The 23594-nt window shown below is 72.7% G+C and carries 28 protein-coding genes, 2 tRNA genes and 1 other RNA gene; 11 read left to right on the top strand and 20 right to left on the bottom strand.

Annotation, left to right across the window (positions count from 1 at the left end; translation table 11 throughout):
- Positions 1-44 precede the first annotated feature (44 nt).
- Together Sru02f_RS37460 and Sru02f_RS37455 are read right to left on the bottom strand one after the other, a co-directional pair.
- Complete coding sequence (locus Sru02f_RS37460; protein WP_109029063.1) at positions 45-2627, bottom strand: MFS transporter; 2583 nt, start codon at positions 2625-2627, stop codon at positions 45-47.
- A gap of 13 nt (positions 2628-2640) precedes the next feature.
- Positions 2641-3141: a MarR family winged helix-turn-helix transcriptional regulator gene (locus Sru02f_RS37455; protein WP_109029062.1), complete on the bottom strand. Its 501-nt coding sequence runs from the start codon at positions 3139-3141 to the stop codon at positions 2641-2643.
- Positions 3142-3346: 205 nt separating this feature from the next.
- Here Sru02f_RS37455 and Sru02f_RS37450 point away from each other — a divergent pair, with 205 nt between their 5' ends.
- Complete coding sequence (locus Sru02f_RS37450; protein WP_164272821.1) at positions 3347-3544, top strand: hypothetical protein; 198 nt, start codon at positions 3347-3349, stop codon at positions 3542-3544.
- Positions 3545-3666: 122 nt separating this feature from the next.
- Here the strand turns inward: Sru02f_RS37450 and Sru02f_RS37445 are convergent, their stop codons facing one another.
- The 8 genes from Sru02f_RS37445 to Sru02f_RS37410 all read right to left on the bottom strand — a co-directional run bounded on the left by Sru02f_RS37445 (position 3667) and on the right by Sru02f_RS37410 (position 8333).
- Positions 3667-4632 (bottom strand): RNA polymerase sigma factor SigF, encoded by a 966-nt coding sequence (locus Sru02f_RS37445; RefSeq protein ID WP_109029060.1) that lies wholly within the window; start codon positions 4630-4632, stop codon positions 3667-3669.
- Positions 4633-4924: 292 nt separating this feature from the next.
- Positions 4925-5782, bottom strand: coding sequence for an RNA polymerase sigma factor SigF (locus Sru02f_RS37440; RefSeq protein ID WP_109029500.1), 858 nt, complete (start codon positions 5780-5782; stop codon positions 4925-4927).
- 192 nt (positions 5783-5974) lie between these two features.
- Entirely contained in the window at positions 5975-6268 is a 294-nt protein-coding gene (locus Sru02f_RS37435; RefSeq protein WP_109029059.1) for a Dabb family protein, read from the bottom strand.
- A complete protein-coding gene (locus Sru02f_RS37430; protein ID WP_218030698.1) occupies positions 6268-6438 on the bottom strand; it encodes a hypothetical protein in 171 nt (56 codons plus the stop codon). The genes Sru02f_RS37435 and Sru02f_RS37430 overlap by 1 nt, the downstream gene beginning before the upstream one ends.
- Before the next feature lie 95 nt (positions 6439-6533).
- A tRNA-Ser gene (locus Sru02f_RS37425) sits at positions 6534-6618 on the bottom strand.
- A gap of 77 nt (positions 6619-6695) precedes the next feature.
- Entirely contained in the window at positions 6696-7127 is a 432-nt protein-coding gene (gene tadA / locus Sru02f_RS37420) for a tRNA adenosine(34) deaminase TadA (protein WP_109029499.1), read from the bottom strand.
- A 68-nt stretch (positions 7128-7195) separates the two neighbouring features.
- On the bottom strand, positions 7196-7744 hold the full coding sequence (locus tag Sru02f_RS37415; RefSeq protein ID WP_109029058.1) for a tRNA adenosine deaminase-associated protein: 549 nt from the start codon (positions 7742-7744) through the stop codon (positions 7196-7198).
- A gap of 340 nt (positions 7745-8084) precedes the next feature.
- Positions 8085-8333 carry a hypothetical protein gene (locus tag Sru02f_RS37410; protein WP_164272815.1) on the bottom strand — a complete coding sequence of 83 codons (249 nt, stop codon included), beginning with the start codon at positions 8331-8333 and terminating at the stop codon, positions 8085-8087.
- A 138-nt stretch (positions 8334-8471) separates the two neighbouring features.
- On the opposite strand from Sru02f_RS37410, the gene upp reads away from it, so the two are divergent.
- A complete protein-coding gene (upp, locus tag Sru02f_RS37405) occupies positions 8472-9107 on the top strand; it encodes a uracil phosphoribosyltransferase (RefSeq protein WP_003974921.1) in 636 nt (211 codons plus the stop codon).
- 24 nt (positions 9108-9131) lie between these two features.
- On the opposite strand, the gene Sru02f_RS37400 is transcribed toward upp, so the two are convergent.
- The 7 genes from Sru02f_RS37400 to Sru02f_RS37370 all read right to left on the bottom strand — a co-directional run bounded on the left by Sru02f_RS37400 (position 9132) and on the right by Sru02f_RS37370 (position 13375).
- Positions 9132-9746 carry a LytR C-terminal domain-containing protein gene (locus Sru02f_RS37400; protein ID WP_109029056.1) on the bottom strand — a complete coding sequence of 205 codons (615 nt, stop codon included), beginning with the start codon at positions 9744-9746 and terminating at the stop codon, positions 9132-9134.
- Between the two features lie 135 nt (positions 9747-9881).
- Positions 9882-10178: a type II toxin-antitoxin system VapB family antitoxin gene (locus Sru02f_RS37395; protein ID WP_003999914.1), complete on the bottom strand. Its 297-nt coding sequence runs from the start codon at positions 10176-10178 to the stop codon at positions 9882-9884.
- A gap of 175 nt (positions 10179-10353) precedes the next feature.
- A complete protein-coding gene (locus tag Sru02f_RS37390; RefSeq protein ID WP_280524860.1) occupies positions 10354-10485 on the bottom strand; it encodes a hypothetical protein in 132 nt (43 codons plus the stop codon).
- Between the two features lie 69 nt (positions 10486-10554).
- Entirely contained in the window at positions 10555-10884 is a 330-nt protein-coding gene (locus Sru02f_RS37385; RefSeq protein ID WP_167469258.1) for a hypothetical protein, read from the bottom strand.
- A gap of 81 nt (positions 10885-10965) precedes the next feature.
- Entirely contained in the window at positions 10966-11646 is a 681-nt protein-coding gene (locus Sru02f_RS37380; protein ID WP_109029054.1) for an HdeD family acid-resistance protein, read from the bottom strand.
- A gap of 384 nt (positions 11647-12030) precedes the next feature.
- Positions 12031-12624: an HhH-GPD-type base excision DNA repair protein gene (locus tag Sru02f_RS37375; RefSeq protein ID WP_003974916.1), complete on the bottom strand. Its 594-nt coding sequence runs from the start codon at positions 12622-12624 to the stop codon at positions 12031-12033.
- A gap of 25 nt (positions 12625-12649) precedes the next feature.
- On the bottom strand, positions 12650-13375 hold the full coding sequence (locus Sru02f_RS37370; RefSeq protein ID WP_109029053.1) for a siderophore-interacting protein: 726 nt from the start codon (positions 13373-13375) through the stop codon (positions 12650-12652).
- 83 nt (positions 13376-13458) lie between these two features.
- Between Sru02f_RS37370 and Sru02f_RS37365 the strand changes: the two genes are divergently transcribed.
- From Sru02f_RS37365 to Sru02f_RS37345, 5 genes are all read left to right on the top strand, one after another.
- Complete coding sequence (locus Sru02f_RS37365; RefSeq protein ID WP_109029052.1) at positions 13459-15717, top strand: penicillin acylase family protein; 2259 nt, start codon at positions 13459-13461, stop codon at positions 15715-15717.
- Positions 15710-16330, top strand: a complete 621-nt coding sequence (locus Sru02f_RS37360) for a GNAT family N-acetyltransferase (protein WP_109029051.1) — start codon at positions 15710-15712, stop codon at positions 16328-16330. The genes Sru02f_RS37365 and Sru02f_RS37360 overlap by 8 nt, the downstream gene beginning before the upstream one ends.
- On the top strand, positions 16327-16824 hold the full coding sequence (locus Sru02f_RS37355; RefSeq protein ID WP_109029050.1) for a cupin domain-containing protein: 498 nt from the start codon (positions 16327-16329) through the stop codon (positions 16822-16824). The genes Sru02f_RS37360 and Sru02f_RS37355 overlap by 4 nt, the downstream gene beginning before the upstream one ends.
- Positions 16821-17615, top strand: coding sequence for an SDR family NAD(P)-dependent oxidoreductase (locus tag Sru02f_RS37350; protein WP_109029049.1), 795 nt, complete (start codon positions 16821-16823; stop codon positions 17613-17615). Before Sru02f_RS37355 ends, Sru02f_RS37350 begins: the two co-directional genes overlap by 4 nt.
- Positions 17616-17876: 261 nt before the next feature.
- Positions 17877-19748 (top strand): copper resistance CopC/CopD family protein, encoded by a 1872-nt coding sequence (locus Sru02f_RS37345; RefSeq protein WP_109029048.1) that lies wholly within the window; start codon positions 17877-17879, stop codon positions 19746-19748.
- 6 nt (positions 19749-19754) lie between these two features.
- Here the strand turns inward: Sru02f_RS37345 and Sru02f_RS37340 are convergent, their stop codons facing one another.
- A complete protein-coding gene (locus Sru02f_RS37340) occupies positions 19755-20888 on the bottom strand; it encodes a glutathione-independent formaldehyde dehydrogenase (RefSeq protein ID WP_109029047.1) in 1134 nt (377 codons plus the stop codon).
- A gap of 140 nt (positions 20889-21028) precedes the next feature.
- On the opposite strand from Sru02f_RS37340, the gene Sru02f_RS37335 reads away from it, so the two are divergent.
- Complete coding sequence (locus tag Sru02f_RS37335; protein ID WP_030190387.1) at positions 21029-21220, top strand: hypothetical protein; 192 nt, start codon at positions 21029-21031, stop codon at positions 21218-21220.
- Positions 21221-21242: 22 nt separating this feature from the next.
- Here Sru02f_RS37335 and Sru02f_RS37330 read toward each other — a convergent pair whose 3' ends face one another.
- Positions 21243-22079: an MIP/aquaporin family protein gene (locus Sru02f_RS37330; RefSeq protein ID WP_174854989.1), complete on the bottom strand. Its 837-nt coding sequence runs from the start codon at positions 22077-22079 to the stop codon at positions 21243-21245.
- A 288-nt stretch (positions 22080-22367) separates the two neighbouring features.
- On the opposite strand from Sru02f_RS37330, the gene Sru02f_RS37325 reads away from it, so the two are divergent.
- Positions 22368-22880, top strand: coding sequence for an SRPBCC family protein (locus Sru02f_RS37325; protein ID WP_109029045.1), 513 nt, complete (start codon positions 22368-22370; stop codon positions 22878-22880).
- Positions 22877-23212 carry an ArsR/SmtB family transcription factor gene (locus Sru02f_RS37320; protein ID WP_003974904.1) on the top strand — a complete coding sequence of 112 codons (336 nt, stop codon included), beginning with the start codon at positions 22877-22879 and terminating at the stop codon, positions 23210-23212. Before Sru02f_RS37325 ends, Sru02f_RS37320 begins: the two co-directional genes overlap by 4 nt.
- A gap of 98 nt (positions 23213-23310) precedes the next feature.
- On the opposite strand, the gene Sru02f_RS37315 is transcribed toward Sru02f_RS37320, so the two are convergent.
- A tRNA-Ser gene (locus Sru02f_RS37315) sits at positions 23311-23398 on the bottom strand.
- 74 nt (positions 23399-23472) lie between these two features.
- On the opposite strand from Sru02f_RS37315, the gene ffs reads away from it, so the two are divergent.
- Positions 23473-23567: signal recognition particle sRNA small type (gene ffs, locus Sru02f_RS37310), an RNA gene on the top strand.
- Positions 23568-23594: the final 27 nt, after the last annotated feature.

The following is a 23594-nucleotide window of genomic DNA, read 5'->3' as shown; positions in this document are numbered from 1 at the left end:
CACCTCCGCTCAGAGCGCGCACGCCACCACGGGCCGGGGTTCTGCTACTCGCCGGGGTGGGCGAGCTCGATGTCGTGGCCGTCGGCACCCGGGCCGGCGACCGTCAGGGCCGTCGCCACGGGCGGGTAGCCGGTCGCGATGACGGTGTACTCACCGGCGTCCAGGTCGGTGAAGGCGTACGCCCCGTCCGCCCCGGTGGTGGCCGTGCCGACCACGTTGCCCGCCGCGTCGACCAGGGTGACCCGGGCGTCGGCCAGCGGACCGTGCGGGGCCCGCACGACGCCCTGGACCTGGGCCCCGGCCTGGAGGTCGACCTCGACGCGGGTGACGCCGGTGCCGCCGACCTCCAGGGGCAGGGCGCGGGGCCGGTAGCCGGCGGCGTTGACCGCGACGGTCACCGTGCCCGGCACCAGCTCGGTGAAGGCGAACTCGCCCGCCTCACCGGTGGTGGCGCTGGCCAGCAGGTCACCGCGCACGTCGGTGACGATCACCATGGCGTCCTTGACCGGCAGCCCGCCCTCCATGGCCCGGACCAGGCCGGTGAGCCCGCTGGTGCCGCTGAGCAGGATGTCGTAGGCGACCGGCTCGTCGTTGACGACGATGGTGGAGGCCTGCGGCTGGAAGCCGTCGGCGGAGGCGATCAGCACGTACGACCCGGCGCTCGGCGCGTCGACGGCGTAGGAGCCGTCGGCCTGGGCGACGGACCGGCCGAGCTGACGGCCGGCCAGCGAGATCAGCGTGACCGCGGCCTGCGGGACCGGGGCGGACTCGGCGCCGCGGACGAAGCCGCGCACCGCGATGCCGCCGGAGACGGGGGCCTGCGGTTCTCCGGAGCCGGCCGTCGTGGCGACGGCGGCGAGCCGCTGCGTGGCCGCCGGTCCGACGGCCGGGGAGACCGCGGTGTCCGCGACGGCCGGGCCGCCGGACGGCGTGGCCGACACGGCCGCCATCGCACCGGCCGGAACCGGCTCGCCGGCGACGCGGACGGCCTCCGCGGGGGTGCCCGCCACCGGCGGGGCGGCCTCGGCCGAGGACTCCGCCGCCTGGGCGAGGGCGCCCTTGGTGCGCAGCGGGACCTCCTTGATGAACAGCGTCACCAGGAAACCGAGCAGGGCGATCGGCGCGACGTACAGGAAGATGTCGGCGATGCCGTGCCCGTAGGCGCTCTCCAGCCAGGTGCGGATGGGCGCGGGCAGCAGGTCCATGTCGGGGATCTGCCCGGAGCCCAGGGCCTTGCCGGCCGCCATCTGGTCCTCGGGCTTGAGCTGCCCGATGCTGTCGGTGGCGTAGTGGCTGATCCGGGTCGACATGACGGAGCCGAGCACCGAGACGCCCACGGCGCCGCCGAGGGACCGGAAGAAGGTGACCGTGGAGGACGCGGAGCCCAGGTCGCTCGGCTCCACCTGGTTCTGCGTGCAGAGCACCAGGTTCTGCATCATCATGCCGACGCCGAGGCCCATCAGCGCCATGAAGATCGCGATGTGCCAGTACGCGGTGTCGTAACGCATCGTGCTGAGCAGGCCCAGGCCCGCCGTCAGCAGCACGCCGCCGGCCAGCAGCCAGCGCTTCCACTTGCCGGTCTTGGTGATGACGATGCCGGAGACCGTGGACGAGACGAACAGGCCGCCGATCATCGGGATCGTCATGACGCCCGACATGGTCGGGGACTTGTCCCGGGCCAGCTGGAAGTACTGGCTGAAGTAGACGGTGCCCGCGAACATCGCGATACCGACGAACAGCGAGGCCAGCGAGGCCAGGGTGATGGTGCGGTTCCTGAACAGGCGCAGCGGGATGATCGGCTCGCTGGCCTTCGACTCCACGAGGAGGAAGATCAGCGTCAGCACGATGGCGCCGCCGACCATGGCAGCGGTCTGCCAGGACATCCAGGAGTACTTGTCGTCGGCGAAGGTGACCCAGACGAGCAGCAGGCAGACGGCCGCGGTGACGAAGAAGGCGCCGGCCCAGTCGACCTTGACCTTCCGCTTGACCACGGGCAGGTGCAGCGTCTTCTGGAGCACGATCAGCGCGAGGATCGCGAAGGGCACGCCGACGTAGAGGCACCAGCGCCAGCCGAGCCAGCTGGTGTCGGTGATGACGCCGCCGAGCAGCGGGCCGCCGACGGTGGCGACGGCGAAGGTGGCACCGAGGTAGCCGGAGTAGCGCCCGCGCTCACGCGGGGCGATCATCGCGGCCATGATGATCTGCGCCAGGGCGGACAGACCGCCGGCGCCGAGGCCCTGGATGGCCCGCGCGGTGATCAGCATCGCGGGGTTCTGCGCCAGACCGGCCACGACGGAACCGATGACGAAGACGATCAGGGCTATCTGGACCAGGGCCTTCTTGCTGAACTGGTCCGCGAGCTTGCCCCACAGGGGGGTCGAGGCGGTCATCGTCAGCAGCGAGGCCGTGACGACCCAGGTGTAGGCGCTCTGGCCGCCGCCGAGGTCCCCGATGATCTCGGGCAGGGCGTTGGTGACGATGGTCGAGGACAGGATCGCGCAGAACATGCCGAGCAGCAGCCCGGACAGTGCCTCCATGATCTGCCGGTGCGTCATCGGAGCGTCTCCGGTGGAGCCTCCCCCGTGCTTGGCATGAGCCCGCACACCGGCTGGTGTGGTCGTTGCCATGGACTTCCTTTACTTACGTGGTGATCGCGGGTGTACGGGTGGACTGTTCGTCCCCGGACAGTGCGGGAGGCCGGGCCGCGGGGGCCCGGCAGTCGTCGAAGCTGGCCCTGAGGCGGGCCATGAGCCGGGAGAGCTGGCCGACCTCGTCGTCGGACCAGTCGCTCAGGCGGTGGGAGAGCAGCTGGGTGGTCCGCTCGGCGATCTCGTCGAGCTGGTCCTGCCCCGCGGGCGTCAGGCGCAGGATGCGCGAGCGCTTGTCCGCCGGGTCGGGAAAACGTTCGATCCAGCCTCGCTCGGCGCCGTGGGCGACGTGGCGGCTGGTCACCGACATGTCCACCGCGAGCAGCTCCGCGAGCTTGCTCATGCGCATGTCCCCGTGGCGGCCGAGCAGCGTCAGTACGGCGACGGACCCGCCGGGACAGTCGGACGGCAGCAGCCGCCCCATCTCCCGCTTCACGGCGCCGAAGGCGCTGAACTGGCGGATCAGCTCCTCGTACTGCGCCTTCTCGGCCATGCGCACCTCCCGATTCGTTGCTTAGGGCAACCATAAGGACAGTTAGTTGCTACAGGCAAACAAAAAGGGTCGGTGCGGCATAAAAAGTTGGCAAAGACAAGTATTGCGAAAGTAAACGCGCAGGTGATAAGGGGTGGCGCGGGCCAAGAGGGCTCGGCGGCCCCGCACTTGGGCCGCACTCGCGGATTCGCTAGTGTCTCGGCCCATGGCTAACACCCAGGGCCCCCAGGGCACCAACGACCCCGCAGGCAGCACCCAGATGTTCCGCGCGTTCGTCGACGACGCCCCGCAGACCCGGCAGGCGGCCCCCGCCGCCTCCTCCGGACCCCGCGTCGGCCTGATCGTCGGCATCGTGGCCGCCGTGATCGTCGTCGCGGCCGTGGCCTGGCTGGCGCTCGGCTAGAGCGGGCGCGGGTACCGGCCCCCTGCTGCGGATACCGGCCCGTACGAAGGCGACCGCCGCGGCACCCCCGAGGTGCCACGGCGGTCGCCGTGCTGTCGTACGGGCTCTCCCGTGGCGCGGGCTCAGTCGGAGATGAGCCCCTCGCGCAGCTGCGACAGGGTCCGGGTGAGCAGCCGGGAGACGTGCATCTGCGAGATGCCGACCTCCTCGCCGATCTGCGACTGCGTCATGTTGGCGAAGAAGCGCAGCATGATGATCCGCCGCTCCCGGGGAGGCAGCTTGGCCAGCAGCGGCTTCAGGGACTCGCGGTACTCCACGCCCTCCAGCGCCGTGTCCTCGTAGCCCAGGCGGTCGGCGAGCGAGCCCTCGCCGCCGTCGTCCTCCGGGGCGGGCGAGTCCAGCGAGGAGGCGGTGTAGGCGTTGCCCACGGCCAGGCCGTCGACGACGTCCTCCTCGGACACGCCGAGGACGGTGGCCAGCTCGGCCACGGTCGGCGAGCGGTCCAGCTTCTGGGACAGCTCGTCGCTGGCCTTCGTCAGGGCCAGCCGCAGCTCCTGGAGGCGGCGCGGGACGCGCACCGACCACGAGGTGTCGCGGAAGAACCGCTTGATCTCGCCGACGACGGTCGGCATGGCGAACGTGGGGAACTCGACCCCCCGTTCGCAGTCGAAGCGGTCGATCGCCTTGATCAGGCCGATGGTGCCGACCTGGACGATGTCCTCCATCGGCTCGTTGCGGGACCGGAAGCGCGCGGCGGCGTAGCGCACCAGCGGGAGGTTCAGCTCGATCAGGGTGTCCCGGACGTAGGCACGCTCGGGGCTGTCCTGGTCGAGGGCGGCGAGCCGCAGGAACAGGGAGCGGGACAGGGTGCGGGTGTCGATGGCCTCCGTGGCCGGGAGGGACTGGGCCGGCACGGCGTCGAGGCCGGGCACGGCGTCGCCGGCCCGAGCGTCGTCGACGGAGCCGGCCGGGCCGACGGAGTCGATGGGGCCGACGGGCTCGACGGGGCCGAACGCCTCGATCGAGTCGGGCGCGGTCTCGCTCTCCGCGAGCGCGAGCACCTTCGAGCTGCCCTGTTCTGCGGACATGCCACCCCCTTTGGGTCGCGGGACGGTCGCGGCACACGCTCCCACGCCGGGAACGCAGCCTTCACCTGAATACCGGAGCCGAAGCTCCGGCAAACGCGTCTCCGGCAGAATGTCACATGTCGGCAACGCGCTGTAGTGACATGTCGACATCCGAGATGCGAATACCCCCTGGAAACAGGGGGTCTGATGGGCTTTCAGCCCGATTCCGTCCGCAACGGCCCTGGTGAGCGATTCGCTCTCCCCGGTGACCCCTCGCTCGCGCTTTCGACTCCGCCCGGACTCCGGGCCGAGCTTACGCGTCGATCCGGTTCGCGGACCTCAACCGCTGGAAACTACGCGCCAGTAGCCGCGAGACGTGCATCTGGGAGACGCCGAGTTCGGCGCTGATCTGAGACTGCGTGAGGTTGCTGTAGTAGCGCAGCAGCAGGATCCGCTGCTCCCGCTCGGGGAGCTGGACGAGCAGGTGGCGCACGAGGTCCCGGTGCTCGACCCCGTCCAGCGCCGGGTCCTCGTAGCCGAGCCGGTCGAGCAGTCCGGGCAGCCCGTCGCCCTCCTGCGCGGCCTCCAGCGAGGTGGCGTGGTACGACCGCCCCGCCTCGATGCAGGACAGCACCTCCTCCTCGGTGATGCGCAGTCGCTCGGCGATCTCGGCGGTGGTCGGGGAGCGCCCGAAGGCGGTGGTCAGGTCCTCGGTGGCGCTGTTGACCTGCACCCACAGCTCGTGCAGCCGGCGCGGCACGTGCACGGTGCGCACGTTGTCGCGGAAGTACCGCTTGATCTCCCCGACCACCGTGGGCATCGCGAACGTCGGGAACTGCACGCCCCGCTCCGGGTCGAAGCGGTCGATGGCGTTGATGAGCCCGATGGTGCCGACCTGGACGACGTCCTCCATCGGCTCGTTGCGGGAGCGGAAGCGGGCGGCGGCGTAGCGCACCAGCGGGAGGTTGGCCTCGATGAGCGCCGCGCGCACCCGGTCGTGCTCCGGCGTGCCCGGGGTGAGGCCCTTCAGCTCGCCGAACAGCACCTGGGTCAGGGCCCGGGTGTCGGCGCCCCGGCTGCGCTGCGGCGCCGGAGCCTCCTGGATCTGGTCCTGGGCCTGGGCCTGGGCGGGCGGCGCGGGCGGTGCTTGAGGCGCAGTACTGGCCGGCACGGTCAACTCCACCTCGTGATCTGTCAACTCTTCCGTCAACTCATCCGTCAAAAGCGGTCATAGCATCACAAGACATGTCCACTGTGTGCAAGCACCGCATAAGGTCGTGTTGAGTGAACGCGAAAAGGCCCCGCACCGGGCAGGTACGGGGCCGAGGGCGTCGGAGCCCAGGAGCCGGAAGGCGCGGTCGTACTAGAACTCGTAGTCGGCGATCACCCAGGTGGCGAACTCGCGCCACAGCGCGACGCCCGCCTGGTGCGCCGGGTGTTCGAGGTAGCGCTTGAGCGCGTCCGCGTCGTCCACGGCCGAGTTGATGGCGAAGTCGTAGGCGATGGGCCGGTCGCTGATGTTCCAGGCGCACTCCCAGAAGCGGAGGTCCTCGATCCGGCCGCCGAGCGCCCGGAAGGCCTCGACGCCCGCCAGGACGCGCGGGTCGTCGCGCCCGACACCGTCGTTCAGCTTGAACAGCACGAGATGGCGGATCATCATTCTCCTCCGTTGGCGGCCCAGGTCATGAAGTCGCCCACGGCGCCCGCCGCGTCGGATATGCCCTGGAAACCTATCTGCACGTAGTCGGCTGCCTTGGCCGGATCAGTGATGATCACGTACAGCACGAAGACCACGACCACATAGACGGCGATCTTCTTCGAGTTCACCGCCACCGCGGCCTCCCCTGTCCCTTTCGACCCACGCCTTTCGGTCGCTCATGATCGCACGAAGGGCCCCGTCTTTCGACGGGGCCCTTCAAAAGCGGTAGCGGAGGGATTTGAACCCTCGGTGACTTGCGCCACACTCGCTTTCGAGGCGAGCTCCTTCGGCCGCTCGGACACGCTACCGAGAGAGACCTTACAGCACGGAGCGGCGTGCTCAGAAATCGGTATTGGGGCCGACGAACAACCGTCCGGACGCCGGGTCAGCGGCCGCGGAAGAAGTCCGTGAGCAGCCGGGCGCAGTCGTCCGCGAGCACGCCCTCGATCACCTCGGGACGGTGGTTGAGGCGCCGGTCGCGCACCACGTCCCACAGCGACCCGGCCGCCCCCGCCTTGTCGTCGCGGGCGCCGTAGACGACGCGGTCCACCCGGGACTGGACGAGCGCGCCCGCGCACATCGTGCAGGGCTCCAGGGTGACGACGAGCGTGCAGCCCGACAGCCGCCACTCGGCCAGCTCCGCCGCGGCCCGCCGGATCGCCAGGACCTCGGCGTGGGCCGTCGGGTCCCCGGTGGCCTCGCGTTCGTTGTGCCCGGCGGAGAGCACGGTACGTCCGTCCGGCGCCAGGACGACGGCGCCGACGGGCACGTCCCCGCCCGCCGCGGCCCGTCCGGCCTCGGCCAGGGCGAGCCGCATCGCGGCCCGCCACCGGTCGCGCACCGGATCGGGCGGTGCCCCCTCGGGATCCTCCTCGGCCGGCCCGGTCAGCGGACGGTCTCCAGTACGTCCAGCGCGCCCAGGGCCTCGGCGATCTCCCCGACCGCGTCCCCGGACATCGAGCGCAGCTCCTTCTCGCTCACGCCGAAGTCGTCGAGGACCTCGGCGTCGCCGACCGGTCCGTGCGGCACGGCCTCGCCCGAGCCGGCGGTCGCGTCGGAGCCGCCGCCGTCCTCGTCCTCCTCGTCGTCGGACTCGCCGTCCTCGGTGCCGTCGAGGTCGAGGTCGTCGAGGTCGTCGCCGTCGTCACCCGGCTCCCGGCCGAGCAGCTCGTCGGTGAGCAGGATCTCGCCGTAGCTGCTGCGGGCGGCCGCGGCGGCGTCCGACACATAGATACGGGGGTCCTCCTCGCCGTCCACCCGGACGACTCCGAACCACGCGTCCTCCTGCTCGATCAGCACGAGCACCGTGTCCTCGTCGGGAGAGGCCTCCCGGGCCAGGTCGGCAAGATCCGACAGGCTTTCCACATCGTCGAGCTCCGTGTCGCTCGCTTCCCACCCGTCTTCGGTGCGCGCGAGCAGTGCGGCGAAGTACACCGTGACTCTCCCACTGGTCCTAGGCGTGCCGGTTGGGGATCCCCCCGGCGGAGGCTACGGGCGGGGGAGCGGTGCTCCGAGCCCCACCCACTCGGAATCGTGGCAGAAACAAGGCACTCAGGGGACGTCTTCGGCGCCCTGTGTCCGGCTGTTTTGACCGGCGTCCCGGAAGGTGCGCACCCGGGCAGCCGCCCAGCAGCGCCCTTGTCGCCGCCACGTGCGGATCGTACGCGGATTCTCGCGGTCCCCGCGTACGTCCGTCACCACCAACGTCGGCGCGGCGCGCGATCTTCCCCGGCCGGGTCAGGAAGTTCTCCCGGGCGGCGGGACCACCGGGGAACTACCAGCGAAAGGTGCGCATGCGCATCGCGTGCCGCAGCCGGGCGGTCTTGGCGCGGCGCGGCTGCACGCGGTCCCGCAGCTGCCGGGCCTCCGCCAGGTCACGCAGGAACTGGGCCCGGCGCCGGCGCCGTTCGGCCTCCCGCTCACGCTCCCGCTCCCCCTGCGGCACCGCACTCGGCTCGGCCCCGCGCTCCGCACCCCGCTCGGCGCCGGGGGACGGCATGTTGTGGAAGTCCCGGTCAGGCACAGTCTCACCACCCAGCGTCTGTCCCTCCCACCTTCCCCCGACCGGGCGGTTTGACGCCCGCGGACGAGTGGAGCCCCGCCCCGGGCCTTGCCCGCCGCGGGGACGCCGCCCCCACGGGGCCCGGTTAATGTGGTGGACATGCGTCTCCACGTCGTCGACCACCCCCTGGTCGCCCACAAGCTCACCACGCTGCGCGACCAGCGCACCGACTCCGCGACCTTCCGCCGTCTCGCCGACGAGCTGGTCACCCTGCTCGCCTACGAGGCCACGCGGGACGTCCGCACCGAACAGGTCGACATCCACACGCCGGTCTCCCGGACCACGGGCGTCAAGCTCTCCCACCCGCGCCCGCTGGTGGTGCCGATCCTGCGGGCCGGTCTCGGCATGCTCGACGGCATGGTCCGGCTGCTGCCGACCGCCGAGGTGGGCTTCCTCGGCATGGTGCGCAACGAGGAGACGCTCCAGGCCTCCACGTACGCCACGCGCATGCCGGACGACCTGTCCGGGCGCCAGGTGTACGTCCTGGACCCCATGCTGGCCACCGGCGGCACGCTGGTCGCGTCCATCCGGGAGCTGATCAAGCGCGGCGCCGACGACGTGACGGCGGTGGTGCTGCTCGCCGCCCCCGAGGGTGTCGAACTGATGGAGCGCGAGCTGGCCGGTACCCCGGTGACGGTCGTGACGGCCTCGGTCGACGAGCGTCTCAACGAGCAGGGCTACATCGTCCCGGGCCTCGGCGACGCGGGCGACCGCATGTACGGAGCGGCCGAGTAGCGGTCGGCGAAGTCCCGGACCCGCTCAGCAGCCCTTCTTCTCCGCGGCGGGCGTCGACCGCGGCGCGGTCAGCTCGGCCAGCGCCGTGTCGGCGTCCGCGGGCTTCGCCAGCCCCTTGAAGCCGTTGCCGATGATGAGGTCGACGGCGGCGCCCTTGCGGGCCGCGTCGGCGCGGTGCTCGGCGCCGGGCAACTGGGTGCCGAGCACGGTGAGCGACGTCTTGAGGGAGGCGGTCGGCCCGAGCAGCAGCCCCGTGCCGGCGACCTTCTTGTCGTACTCCTTGGGCGCGTTGCTCACGTCGCCCACCCGGAAGCCGCGCTTCTTCAGCTCGTCGGCGGTCTTCTGCGCCAGGCCGCCGCGGGTCGTCGCGTTGAGCACGTTGACGGTGACCTGACCGGGCTTCGGCAGCACCACGGCGGCCGGCGAGGCACTGGCCCTGGCGGTGGTGGCGCAGCCGGCGGCACCGGCCGCCGAGGCCTTGTCGCCGCCGGTGAAGACGTCGATGAGCTGCAGCGTGCCCCAGCCCAGCACCCCGAGAACGGTGACGCAGGCGACGGCGACGACCGCGAACCGGCCACGTCGCCGGGCCGGGCGCATCCGCGGGTACTTGTCCCCCGTGATCTTGTACTGGCCACCCATGCCGGGAGGAGTCAGCATGCTCATGGGCGCAGCGTAGTGCGCCGGAGCAGGGATGCCTATTAGATGATCAGTCGACGTTCCGAGGTTCGGCGCAAGGCAACCCGAAAGGGTCAACCGAAAGCGCCGCCGGCGTCGTCAGTCGAGCTCGAGGACCCGGGCGTGCAGCACCTGGCGCTGCTGCAGCGCGGCCCGCACCGCCCGGTGCAGACCGTCCTCCAGGTACAGATCGCCCTGCCACTTCACGACGTGTGCGAAGAGGTCGCCGTAGAAGGTGGAGTCCTCGGCCAGGAGCGTTTCCAGGTCGAGCTGGCCCTTGGTCGTCACGAGCTGATCGAGGCGGACCGGGCGCGGCGCGACGTCCGCCCACTGCCGGGTGCTTTCCCGGCCGTGGTCGGGGTACGGCCGGCCGTTTCCGATGCGCTTGAAGATCACACGGAAAGCCTACCGGCCCCGGCGTTGCGGGCGCAGCCATGGCGCCGGAGTGCGGCGCCGGAAAAGCCGCCGCAAACCGGATCAATCGGCAGGGCCGGTGCGAGTTCGGCGACCGCGGGGCGCTCCGCGGGCGGCGGAGACGGCGCCCGACCGCCCCCGCCGCCCGGCCCTCACGTCAGCCGCGCCGCCGTTCCCGCGCGGGCCGCTGCTGTTCGCCGGCCGCCTGCGGAGCGGCGGGCCTGGGCGCACGGCGGGCCGCCTCGGCGCGCAGGAGGGCGCGCAGGACGGCGTAGGGGTCGTTGGGCATGTCGATTCCTCGTTCCTGGTTCGCGTGTCGGGTTCGCGGGGGACCGGCGGTCGGGCCGGTCCGGCGCGGTCAGCAGCGCAGAACCACGGAACGGGGGCCGCGGGGGAGGACGGCGGCCCGGTCGGTACGGGCGTCGAACCGGAGATGAGCCCGACGCCCCGCCGCGAAGGGCGGCGCAACCGGCCGAGCCACAACGACCCGCCGGCCGCTTCGCCCCGGCGCCCTCAGGACGGTGTCGAGATGGTCGTACTCCCCCGCCATGCCGGCCGCCGCGGCCACCGGCGCGACCGGTGCCGCCTGGGCCGCCACGTGCGTGCAGGGCACGAGCAGGACGAGCAACAGGACCAGGGCCCGCAGACAGGCGTCCCGGCGGACGGCGGCGTGCGGTGCGGGTCTCACCTCAGTCGTGTCCCCGCCCGGCGTACGCCGTCCATCGCGCCGGGGACGTAATCCGCCCGCTCGGCGTAGGCGGGGCGCCGCTCACAGCGCGCGGGGAACCTGGTGCGCCCGCCCGCGCAGCCGCACGGACGTCACGATCTCGACGACGCCTACGACGACCAGCCACCAGCCGCCGACCAGCATGAGGACGGTGGCCGACTCGACCGGCGAGTCGATCAGGACGATGCCGGCGACCACGGTGACGGCGCCGAGGAAGATCTGCCAGCCGCGCGCCGGCATCGTCGGGTCGTGCGCGGCCGCCACGATCTGGGTGACGCCGCGGAACAGCCAGCCGATGCCGATCCACAGCGCGAGCAGCAGCACCGACTGCAGGGGGCCGCGGAAGCAGAACAGACCCAGCAGGATCGACACGGCGCCGCTGATGAAGGCCAGCACCCGCAGCGAGGTCCTGCGGTGCGTACCGAAGGCCGCGGCCAGCTGGAGGACGCCGCTGATGACGAGGTAGAGCCCGAAGAGCACGCCGGCGGCGAGCAGCGAGGCGCCGGGCCAGACCAGGACCAGGATGCCCAGGATCAGCGAGGCGATGCCGGTGAACAGCACGGTCTGCCAGGCGGCGCGGGACAGGAGGTGCAGCGGCCCCTCGAAGGCGGGCTCGGGCTCCTGGTGTCCGGAGGCCGGGCCGTGCGTCGTCCCGTGCCGGGCGTGCACCCCGCGGTCGTCGTACGGCGTCCCGCCGGGGGACCCGCTAGGTGGTTCGGTCATGCCCCATGCTGGGAGCAGACGCCACACGGATGCCACCTGGGTTGGGCCACGGGGCTGATGCGCTCCGGCGCGGCCCGGCGTTGCGGGGTGCCGCTGCGCCCACCCGTGCCGCCCCAGCGGCACGACTGCCCGCAGCGGCGGCGGGGGGCGGCGACTGCCCGCAGCGGACGGCGGGGGCGACGCGGCGGGGGAGCCGCGTACGGCGAGAAGGGGTCGTGTCGGGGGGTGTCCGCCCGCAGCGGTTGGCGCGTCAACAAAGTTCGCTTCTGTGGCCGACCGATTCCGCGCCGTTCCGAGGACGGACACCCCCCGGCGCGACCCCGACCCACCCACCGCACGCACCGCGCTACGCGCACCCCCACCCCGCCGCAGCCGCAGCCGTACCTACTTGCCGGAGGCCTTCGCCGCCTTGGCCGCCGCCTTCATCTCCTGCTTGTGCGCGCGCACCTTGGTCAGGGACTCCGGCCCCCTGATGTCCGCGACCGACCGGAAGGAGTCCGCCTCCCCGTACGCCCCCGCCGCCTCGCGCCACCCCTCGGGACGGACGCCGAGCTGCTTGCCGAGCAGCGCGAGGAAGATCTGGGCCTTCTGCTTGCCGAACCCCGGCAGTTCCTGGAGCCGTTTCAGCAGCTCCTTCCCGGTGCTCACCCCCCGCCAGACGGCCTCGGCGTCACCGTCGTACGTCTCGACGAGGTACCGGCACAACTGCTGCACCCGCCCCGCCATCGAACCGGGGTAGCGATGGACGGCCGGCTTGTCGGACAGCAGCGCGGCGAACGACTCGGGGTCGTACGCGGCGATGTCGTGCGCGTCGAGGTCCTCCGCCCCCATGCGCCGGGCGATGGTCGAGGGACCCTTGAACGCCCACTCCATGGGCACTTGCTGGTCCAGCAGCATGCCGACCAGCGCGGCGAGCGGGCTGCGCCCGAGGAGTTCGTCGGCCTCGGGGTCCTGGGCGAGGTGAAGTGTGACGTCCATGGTCCCGATGATCGCGCGTACGGGCTCAGGTCGCGCGCCAGTACCCCAGCGCGTTCACCCGCTGCTTCGGCACCCCCAGCTCCTTGCGGACGTACGACGAGAGCGCCCGCGTCGTCGCCGTGTCGCAGGCGATCCAGACGTACGGCTCCGACGAGGCCGACAGCAGCTCCGGCAGCTCCTCCTTCACCCGCGCCACCAGCCGCGCCCCCGCGTCCCGCCGCTCGACCGCCCGCACCTCGTGCCGCCCGGAGTCGGTACGAAACGGCAGGCCGTCGTCCGGGTCCCCCTCGAACCAGACGGTCGCCGGCACCGACCCGAACGCGTCGAGCAGGGAGTTGAGCGCGGGCAGGGACGCCGGGTCCGCGACCGCGAAGACACGGGAGGGAGCGGGCTGCGGCACCTCGAACCCGGTGCCCTGGACCGTCGCCTCGACGGTGTCCCCCGGCTTCGCCGCCCGCGCCCAGTCGCTGGCGCACCCCTCGTGCAGGGCGAACTCCATGGCGAAGGTCCCGGCCGCCGGATCCGGGTCGACCAACGTGTACCCCCGCTGGTGCGGCCTGCCCGCGTTGTCGAACCACAGCCGCACCCACATGGTGGGGTGGACCCCGGTCACCGCAAGCATGCCGCCGTCGCTCAGCCGCAGCCGCCGGTAGTGCGGGGTCACGTCCTCCACGCCCGTCACGGTGAACTCGAAGTCCTTCGCGCGCATCAGCTTGAGGACCGCGCCCTCCCAGCCCCGCCCCTGCCCCATGTTTCCTTCACCTTTCACGTACTATTCGGCCACGACGCACAAACTTAGGTGAGCCTAACCTAAAGGAAAGTAGAGGCACAGGGGTGAGCGCCGAGACCTACCGCGACGCCTGGGGGATCCCGCACCTGCGCGCGGACACCCCGCACGAACTCGCCCGTGCCCAGGGCCGGGTCACCGCCCGCGACCGCGCCTGGCAACTGGAGGTCGAGCGGCACCGCGCCCAGGGCACCTCCGCGTCCTTCCTCGGCCCCGAGGCCCTGTCCTGGGACCGGCTCGCCCGCCGCGCCCGCCTCGCGGACACCGCCCGCCGCTGCTTCGCCGCCCTGGAACGGAAGGACCCGGAGACGGCGGCCTGGGTGCGGGCGTACGCGGACGGCGTGAACGACGGGCTCACCGGGACCGGGCACCCGAACCCGGCCCCGGAGTTCGCCCGCACCGGCCTCGCTCCGGGCCGCTGGGACCCCTGGACCCCGCTCAGCGTCTGGCTCGCCACGCACATCCTCTTCGCGGGCTTCCCCGCCAAGCTCTGGCGCGAGCACATCTCCACCCACCTCGGCCCGGAGGCCGTCGCCCTGTTCGCCGCCGACGGCCCCGGCACCGCGGGCAGCAACGGCTGGCTGGTGAGCGGCGAGCGGACCACGACCGGACACGCACTGATCGCGGGCGACCCGCACCGCTTCATCGAGGACCCCGGCGTCTACCAGCAGATCCACCTGTCCTGCCCGGAGTTCGACGTCGTCGGCCTCGCCGTTCCCGGCGTCCCCGGGGTCGCGCACTTCGGCCACACCGGCACGGTCGCCTGGGCCATCACCAACGCGATGGCCGACTACCAGGACCTCTACCGCGAACGCCTGCGCCGCACCGGCGCCGGAGTCGAGGCGCTCGGCCCCGACGGCACCTGGCACCGCGCCGCCCGCCACACGGAGACGATCCACGTCGCCGGGGAGGACACGGTGGAGGTCGAGATCATCGAGACCGACCGCGGCCCGGTGATCGCGGGCGGCCCCGAGGGCCTCGACGACGGCACCCCGGCCGCCCTCAGCCTGCGCTACCCGCCCCGCGTCACCGCCGACCTCGGCTTCGGCGCCCTGCTGCCGCTGCTGCGGGCCCGCCGGGTCGCCGACGTGGACCGCGCCCTGGACGCGTGGGCCGAGCCGGTCAACGTGGTGCAGGCCGCCGACACGGAGGGCGGCCTGCTGCACCGGGTCGCGGGCCGCGTCCCCGTGCGCCCCGCCGCGAACGGCCTGCGACCGGTCCCCGCCTGGGAGCCCGGCCACGAGTGGACCGGCTGGCACACCCCGCCCCGCGCCGGCCTCACCGACGGCGTCGCGGTGATGGCCAACCAGCGCGGCCCGGCCACGCCCCTGGGCGTCGAGTTCGCCCCGCCGCACCGCGCCGACCGCATCAAGGCCCTGCTCGCGGACAAGGAGCACTGGTCGGCGGCGGACATGCCCGCGATCCACACGGACACCCACCTGGGCTCGGCCGCCCCCCTCCTGTCCCACCTCGCGGCCGTGCCTCCGGATCCCGCCCTGGCTTCCGAAGCCGCACCGCCGCCCGAAGCCGCCCTGGCTTCCGAAGCCGCACCGCCGCCCGAAGCCGCACCGACACCCAAAGCCACCCCGACACCCGAAGCCACCCCGACCGCCGCGCCCCTCGCGCCCCCCGAGGCCACACCGACCCCCCTCACTCCCCTCACCCCCGAGGCCGCCGCCCTGCGCGACCGCATCCTCGCCTGGGACCGGCGCATGGACGCCGACAGCACCGACGCCGCGGCGTACGCGGCCGTGCGCGCGGCGGTCGTACGAAGACTGGCGGCGCACCCGGTCCTCGCCCCCGCGTCCGTGCCGCCCGCGTACCCCGAGGTGCTCCTGCCGTGGCTCGCGCTCGTGCCGCGCCTCGGCCACGCCCTGGAGCACCTGCTGCGCGCGGAGGACCTGTACGGCATCGACCGCGCCGCGACCGTCCGCGCCGCGCTGGAGGAGGTCGCCGCGTCGCCGCCGTCCGGCACCTGGGGCGACACCCACCGCCTGGCCCCCTGGCGGGCGCTGCCGGACGCCGCCACCGCCCCCGGGGACGAACCCGGCCTCTCCGGCGACCACGACTGCGTCCTGTGCACCTCCCCGGTGCCCGGCCTCACCGACCGCGCCGCACGCGGCCCGGCCGCGCGGTACGTCTGGGACCTGGCCGACCGCGCGAACAGCCGCTGGGTGGTGCCGCACGGCGCCTCGGGCCTCCCCGGCTCACCCCACCACCACGACCAGCAGCCCCTGTGGCTCGGCGGCGAACTCGCCCCGGTGGTCACCGACTTCGACCGGCTCACGAAGGAATCCGATGACTGACGCACCCGCGACCCCGTACGCCGCCCGCACCCCGGTCCACGAGCAGCACCTCGACGGCTTCGGCACCGTCCGCGTCCTGCCCCTGGACCCCGCCGCGGACGCCGCGGTGGTCCACGGCTGGGTGGGCGAGGAACGGGCCGCCTTCTGGGGCATGAACGACCTGACGCGCGACCAGGTCGCCGCCGTGTACGCGCACATGGACACCCTCGACACCCACCACGCCTACCTGGTCGTGAAGGACGGCGAGCCGGCTGCCCTGCTCCAGACCTACGATCCCGCTGCCGACCGGGTGAGCGAGTGCTACGCCGCCGAGCCGGGCGACATCGGCGTCCACCTGCTCCTCGCCCCCGCCGGAACCGAGGGCGCGCGCCCCGGCTGGACCGCCGCGCTGTCGGGCGCCCTCATGGCGTACGTGCTGCTGGGCCTGGACCGGACGCGGATCGTGGTCGACCCGGACGTGGCCAACGAGAAGGCGATCGCCCGTTTCCTCAAGCAGGGTTTCACCGCCGGTCCCGCGGTGGTCCTGCCCGAGGTGGACCTGCCGGACGTGTACCTGCCGGAGAAGAAGGCGCAACTGGCCTTCCTGCGGCGGGAGGTAGCGTTCGGCGCGTGACTCCCGCGCCGACACCGACCGCCGAAGACCTGATCGCGCACTACGCACTGGAGCCCATTCCGCGCGAGGGCGGACTGTTCCGGCGCACCTGGGCGGGCCCCGGGCGCCCGGACGGACGCCCCGCGGGTTCCGCCATCGTCGCCCTGCTCACCGCCCGGCCGGGCGACTTCTCCGCCCTGCACCGCCTGCCCGCCGACGAGGTCTGGCACTTCTACCTCGGCGATCCCCTCGAACTGCTCCTCCTCGCCCCGGACGGCAGCGCGCGTACGGCCGTGCTGGGACCGGACGTCCTGGGCGGGCAGCACGTGCAGTACACGGTGCCCGCCGGTACGTGGATGGGCGGCCGGGTGGGCGCGGGCGGCGCGTGGTCGCTCTTCGGCTGCACGATGGCGCCCGGCTTCACCTACGGGGACTACGAGCACGGCGACGCCGCCGAACTCACGGCGCGCTACCCGGCCGAGGCGGCCCGGATCGTGTCACTGTGCCGCCCATGACCTCTTCGACCCCTTCCCCCGCCTCCACCCGCCTCCTTGAGGGACGGATCGCCCTGGTCACCGGCGCGGGCGGCGGCATCGGCCGGGGGATCGCACTGCGCTTCGCCGAGGAGGGCGCTGCGGTGGCGGTGCACTGCCGTACGGCGGTGGAGTCGGCGCGGGAGGTGGCGGAACGCATCCGCGGCCGGGGCGGGCGCGCCACGGTCCTGCGCGCCGACCTCACCGAGGAGGACGCCTGCCGGCGCCTGGTCGGGGAGGCCGCCGAGTGGGGCGGCGGCCGGCTCGACGCGCTGGTCAACAACGCGGGCGTGCAGCCGCTGCGGGAACTGCCCGGCATGACGGCGACCGAGTGGCGGGAGGTGGTGGACACCAACCTGACCGGCGTCTTCGCGTGCACGCAGGCCGCGGCCGCCGTCATGCGCGCCCAGGACGGCGGCGGCACGGTCACCCACATCGCCTCCATCGAGGCGGGCGCCCCCGCTCCCGCGCACGCGCACTACAGCGCCTCGAAGGCGGCGGTGGTGATGCACGCCCGGTCGGCGGCGCTGGAGTACGGCCCGTGGGGCGTGCGGGTGAACTCCGTCTCCCCCGGCCTCGTCGACCGCGAGGGACTCGCCGAGGCCTGGCCGGAGGGCGTACGGCGGTGGCGGCGGGCGGCACCGACGGGACGGCTCGGGCGCCCGGAGGACGTGGGGGACGCGTGCGTGTTCCTGGCCTCGCGGCTGGCGTCCTGGGTGACGGGCCACGACCTCGTGGTGGACGGCGGGGTGACGGCCCGCCCGTCGTGGTGAGGAGCCGCCGGGCAGCCCGGTGAGCGGGACGGCCGCCGCGTCCGTACGTATCCCCGAGGCAGTGGGTCCCGACGACGGAGATGCGACGTGAGGTGTGGTGACGATGCGCACGCTGGACGCCGGGGGAGAGGGGGAGGACGCGACCGGACACAGCGGTGGGACCACAACGACCGAGGTGACGGGAACCCTTCCCGGGGTTTCTCCCGGCCGGGCCGGGACCGTTGGCTCGACCTCCGGGGCGGCCGGGGACTCCGGCGGCTGGTGCTGCTGGGCGCCATGCTGGTCCTGCTCCTCCTCGGTGGTGCCGGGCCGGCGGCCGCCCACGCCGCCCTCGGCTCCACCGCCCCCGCCGACGGAGCGGTCCTCCAGCGGGCCCCCGGCCACGTCACCCTGACCTTCAGCGAGTCCGTCGGCCTGCGCGACGACTCCTTCCGCGTCCTGGACCCGGGCGGCCACCGCGTCCGCACCGGGGCGGCCGGGCACGCGGACGGCCGGTCCGACACGGCCGGGGTCGCGCTGCCGGACGGCCTGGGGGAGGGCACGTACACCGTGGCCTGGCGGGTGGTGTCCGCCGACAGCCACCCGGTGTCGGGCGCGTTCACCTTCTCCGTGGGCAAGCCGTCGCAGACGTCCGCCCCCGTCGACACGGGCCCCACCGAAAACCCGCTGACCGCGACCCTCCACAAACTCGCCCGCTACCTCGCCTACCTCGCCGCCGCCCTGCTCATCGGCACCGCCGCCTTCGCCGCCCTGTGCCGCCCGCCGGACCCGGCCCCGTTGCGCCGCCCGCTGGTGGCGGGCTGGTGGGCCCTGCTGGCGGCCACCGTCGCCCTGCTGGTGCTGCGCGCCCCGTACGAGGCGGGTACGGGGCCGTCGTCGGCCCTGGACGCCGAGGCGCTCGCCGACACCCTCACCGCGCGCCCCGGCGTGCTGCTGCTGATCAGGCTGGCGCTGCTGGCCCCGGTCGCGCTCTTCCTCGTCCGGGCGTCCCGCGCGGACCGGCTGGGGGAGCGCACCCCGCTCGCCGGCGCGGTGGGCACCGCCCTGGCCGTCGGCCTCGCCCTGACGTGGGCCGCCGCGGAACACGCCTCCGCCGGTGTCCAGGTGCCCCTCGCGATCACGTCCTCCACCCTGCACCTGCTCGCCACCGCGGTCTGGCTGGGCGGCCTCACCGCCCTGATCCTCACCCTGCGCGCGACCGCCGACGCCGCCACCGTGGCCCGCTTCTCCCGTGTCGCCTTCGCCGCCGTCACCGTCCTGGTGACCACCGGCGTCTACCAGTCCTGGCGCGGCCTCGGCTCCTGGCAGGCGCTCACCGGCACGACGTACGGCCGGCTGCTGCTGGTCAAGGTGCTCCTGGTGGCCGTACTGCTGGCCGGGGCGGCGGTGTCCCGGAGATGGACGACGGCCCTGGCGACGGCGGCGCTCGCCGTGCGCGAGCCCGGCCGGACGACTCTTCGCGAGCGGATCCCCCAACCGGCGGGCGGCCCTCCGGAGCCGGAGTCACAGCCGGAGCCGGAACCACCCACCACGGCGACGGCCACCACGGCGACGGCCACCACGGCCACGGCCACCACGGCCAAGGCCACCACGGCCCCGGACGCCGCAGACACCACGGCCGCCGCAGACACCGCCGCCCAGGCCGCCCTCCGCCGCGGCCTGCGCCGCTCCGTCCTCGCCGAGGCAGCCGTGGCCGCGGTCGTCCTGGCGGTGACGACCGTGCTGACCGCCACCCTCCCCGGCCGTGCGGCGGAGGAGGCGGCGCGGACGGCCGTACCGGCGGGCGGTGTACTGCCCGCGTCCGTCACCACGATCCCGTTCGAGATCGGCACGGCCGCCCGCGGCACGGTCCAGATCACCCTGGACCCCGGCCGCACCGGCGACAACTCCGTCCAGGTCGTCGTCTTCGGCCCCGACGGCAGCCTGGCCGCCGTACCCGAGCTGCGCCTCTCCTTCACCCTCCCCGACAAGGACGTCGGCCCCATCGAGGCGGACCTGGTCGACCGGGGCGGCTACTGGAGCGCGAACACCCTCACGCTGCCCCTGCCCGGCGTCTGGACGATGAAGGCGACCGTAAGGGTGTCCGAGGTGGACCAGGTGAGCGAGCAGCGCCGGATACGGATCGTGTCCTGAGGGGCACTACGGGTGCAGGACCACCTTCGTGTAGCCCTCGATCCGCTTGTCGAACTTGTCGTAGCCGGACGGAGCCTGGTCCAGGGGCAGCTCGTGGGAGACGACGAAGCTCGGCGTCGCCCTGCCCTCGATGATCATGTCGCGCAGCTGCCGGTTGTAGCGCTTCACATTGCACTGACCCGTCCCCACCCGCAGGCCCTTCTCGAAGAGCTTGCCGATCGCGACGAGGAGCATGCCCTGCTTGGCCTGCTCGTCCGGACCGCCCGGGTCGGCCGGGACGTAGAGCCCGGGAACGCCCAGGGCCCCGGTCGGCCGGACCGTGTTGACCAGCGAGTTCAGGACGGTCGCCGGTTCCTCCTTGCCCGTCCCGCCCGCCGTCGCCTGGTAGCCGACGGCGTCCACGCCCTTGTCCGTGCCGGCGCCCTCGGTCTGCTCCTTGATCTGCTCGACCGGGTCGCCCGCGGAGAAGTCGACGGGCACCGCTCCGATCTCCTCGGCCTTCCGCAGCCGCTCCGGGACGCGGTCGACGACGAACACCTTCTTCGCGCCGCGCAGCAGCGCCGAGTAGGCCGCCATGAGCCCGACCGGACCGGCCCCGTACACGGCGACGCTCTCGCCGGGACGCACGTCGGCGAGTTCACAGCCGTGGTAGCCGGTCGGGAAGATGTCGGCGAGCAGGATGAAGTCGGTCTCGTGCGCGTCGCCCTCGGGCAGCTTCAGGCAGTTGAAGTCGGCGTACGGGACGCGCAGGTACTCGGCCTGGCCGCCCTGCCAGGGACCCATGGACACATAGCCGTACGCACCGCCCGCGAAGCCGGGATTGACGGTCGTGCAGTAACCCGTGTAGCCCGCGGCGCAGTTGGTGCAGAAGCCGCAGGCGACGTTGAAGGGCATGACCACGCGGTCGCCCTTCTTCAGCCCCGTGACGCCCTGCCCGACCTGATCGACGATCCCCATGTTCTCGTGACCGAAGACGATGCCGGGCTCGGCCGCGGTGCGCCCCTCGTACATGTGCAGGTCGGAGCCGCAGATCGCGGTCGACGTGACGCGCACGATCACGTCGTTCGGATGCTGGATGTCCGGCTTCTCGACGTCTTCGACCGCTACAGAGAACGGTCCTTTGTAGACAACAGCCTTCATGGTCGTGACCTCCGTCCGCGCGCGGATTCCCGTGACCCATCTCTCATCGTTCTCCGGTCGATGAGAAGGGGCAAGTCGGTAATCTCGGGAATCTCGGGCGTACGAGACGCCCGCCGCACACCGCGAAAGGAGGCCAGAGGGTGTCAGCGCAACGACTGGGAACTCTGCTGGTTCCCGTGCCGGGCCTGTCCGGCACCACCTACCCGCCCGGCACGACGGTGACCGTCCGCGGCCGCGGCGCCACCGTCGACGCCTTCGTCAACGGTGACTGGCTTCCGCTGTCGTGGTGGGAGTTCTCCGACGGACTCCGCGAGGACATCGCCGACCGCTAGGAGACCGGGGCCCCGGCCGCCGTCAGGAGGGCTCCTCGGTGGCCGGCCCCTCCTCGCGCTCGACCAGCCTGGCCTTCAGTACCGGGCTGACGAGCAGGTCGTACACCAGGACCCCGACGACCCCGCCGATGAGCGGGCCGACGATGGGGATCCACCAGTAGCCGCTGAACCACTGGAAGGTGCCGGGCAGGGCGATGTCGCCCCATCCCTCGAAGAAGGTGAACAGGCGCGGGCCGAAGTCGCGGGCCGGATTGATCGCGTACCCGGCGTTGGTGCCGAAGGCGAGGCCGATCGCGACGACGACCAGCCCGATGAGGTACGGGTGCAGGTTGGACATCGGCGCCGTGTTGCGGGTGTCGATGAGCGCGCAGATCAGCAGGAGCAGGATCCCGGTGCCCACGATCTGGTCGAGCAGGGGACCCCACCAGGAGTCGCCGAAGTACTCCGCGGGGAACGTGGCGAAGATCGAGTACGTGTTCAGGGACGTCTCCCGTGTCTCGCCCGCCTTGGCGATGGCCGCGTCGATCGCCCACCGGTAGCAGGCGTACACGAGCGCGGCGGCGACGAACGCGCCCACGACCTGGGCGAGCCAGTAGGGCAGCACCTTCCGCCACGGGAAGTCCCGCCGCACCGCGAACCCGAGGGTCACCGCGGGGTTGAGGTGGGCCCCGCTGATGCCCCCGGCGACGTACACGCCGAAGACGACGGCAAGGCCCCACCCCCACGAGATGATGAGCCAGTTGGCGGGTCCGAAGTCCGCGGTCTGCCGGCCCGAGCCGGGCAGCCCGGCGACCGCGACGGCCACCGACCCGATGCCGAACAGGATCAGGACGAACGTCCCCAGGAACTCGGCGCACATCTCACCGCCGAGGCCCTTTCGATAACCGCGTCGATGAACAATGCGTTCGGCCACCGGCCCTCCTTCGCTGGAAACGGAACAGACCAATCCGCTCCCTACCCGCAAAGCGGCCCCCGGGCGGCTCAACCGGGTGAGAGTGCGACCTGTCCGCGCGAGACTCCCCCTCGATGGAGCAACGCGGGGACATGATGTGCAACCGCCAGGTTGCTAATAGGCCCTCGATGTGCAACCGTTTAATTGCAATACAACCCAACGCGGCACTCAGCAGTACGGAGAAGGGGACCAGTCATGAACGAGTCGGCACATTCCGCTACCGATACGGCCGAGCTGGACCGGATCGCCCGGCAGATCGACATCGACGCCCCGGCCGACCGGGTGTGGGAGCTGGTGGCCCGGCCCGGCTGGTACGTCAACGACGGCGTGGTCGAGGCGGACCAGGACGTGCGGTACGAGGGCGACACGGCGGTGGTGCGCCATCCGTCCCTCGGTGAGTTCCGGTTCCGGACGGTGGAGCTGGACAGGCCGCGCTACGCGGCGTTCCGGTGGATCGGCACCCCCTCGCGCGACGAGTCGGCCCCTTCTACCCTGGTCGAGTTCTGGATCGACGAGCGGGACGGCGGCGGGGTGACCCTGCGGGTGGTGGAGAGCGGCTTCTCCGGCCTCGCCGACGACCCGGCGACCTGGCTCGAGCAGCGCGAGGGCAACGACAAGGGCTGGCTCACCGAACTGGCCGCGGCGAAGGCGTACGCGGAGCAGGCCACGCCCACCACGCCCACCACGCCCGCCACGGGGCACCGGTGACCGCCCCCGCCCTGCCCGCGGTGTGCGCGGCGCTCGGCGACCCGACGCGCTGGGAGATACTCGCCCGGCTCGGCGAGGCCCCGGTGTCGGCGTCCGAGCTGGCCAGGGCCCTGCCGGTGAGCCGGCAGGCGATCGTCAAGCACCTGGAGGTGCTGCGCGAGGTCGGCCTGGTCGAGTCCGAGCGGCGGGGACGCGAGGTGGTCCACGTCGCCGTCGGCGCCCGCCTCGGCGCACTGGCCCGCGAGCTCGACCGCATCGGCCGCTCCTGGGAGACCCGCCTGCTCCGGATCAAGACACTGGCGGAACAACCCGAGGCGAACCGACCGGACTGAAGACGCGCGCCTCGGCCTGCGTACCTCGTACGCCACCGAACACGTCGAAGGGCCCCCTGTTTCCAGGGGGCCCTTCGACATCGTGCCCGGTGAGGCACTGGCGGAGGATACGAGATTCGAACTCGTGAGGGGTTGCCCCCAACACGCTTTCCAAGCGTGCGCCCTAGGCCTCTAGGCGAATCCTCCGCCGAGAACATTACATGACGCCGGGGAGTGCTTGCGAACTCGTTCTGAGGCCCCCACATCGGGTAACGTGTGGCCCAGCCCCTCACGCGGCGCTATCTGACTGAACTCCCCCAGGGCCGGAAGGCAGCAAGGGTAGGTCGGCTCTGGCGGGTGCGTGGGGGGCGTCTCCTTTGCGGGCGGTCCGGTTGTCGGTGGG

Source organism: Streptomyces rubrogriseus, assembly GCF_027947575.1.
Lineage (GTDB): Bacteria > Actinomycetota > Actinomycetes > Streptomycetales > Streptomycetaceae > Streptomyces > Streptomyces rubrogriseus.
This window is presented reverse-complemented; position numbering and strand designations above follow the sequence as displayed.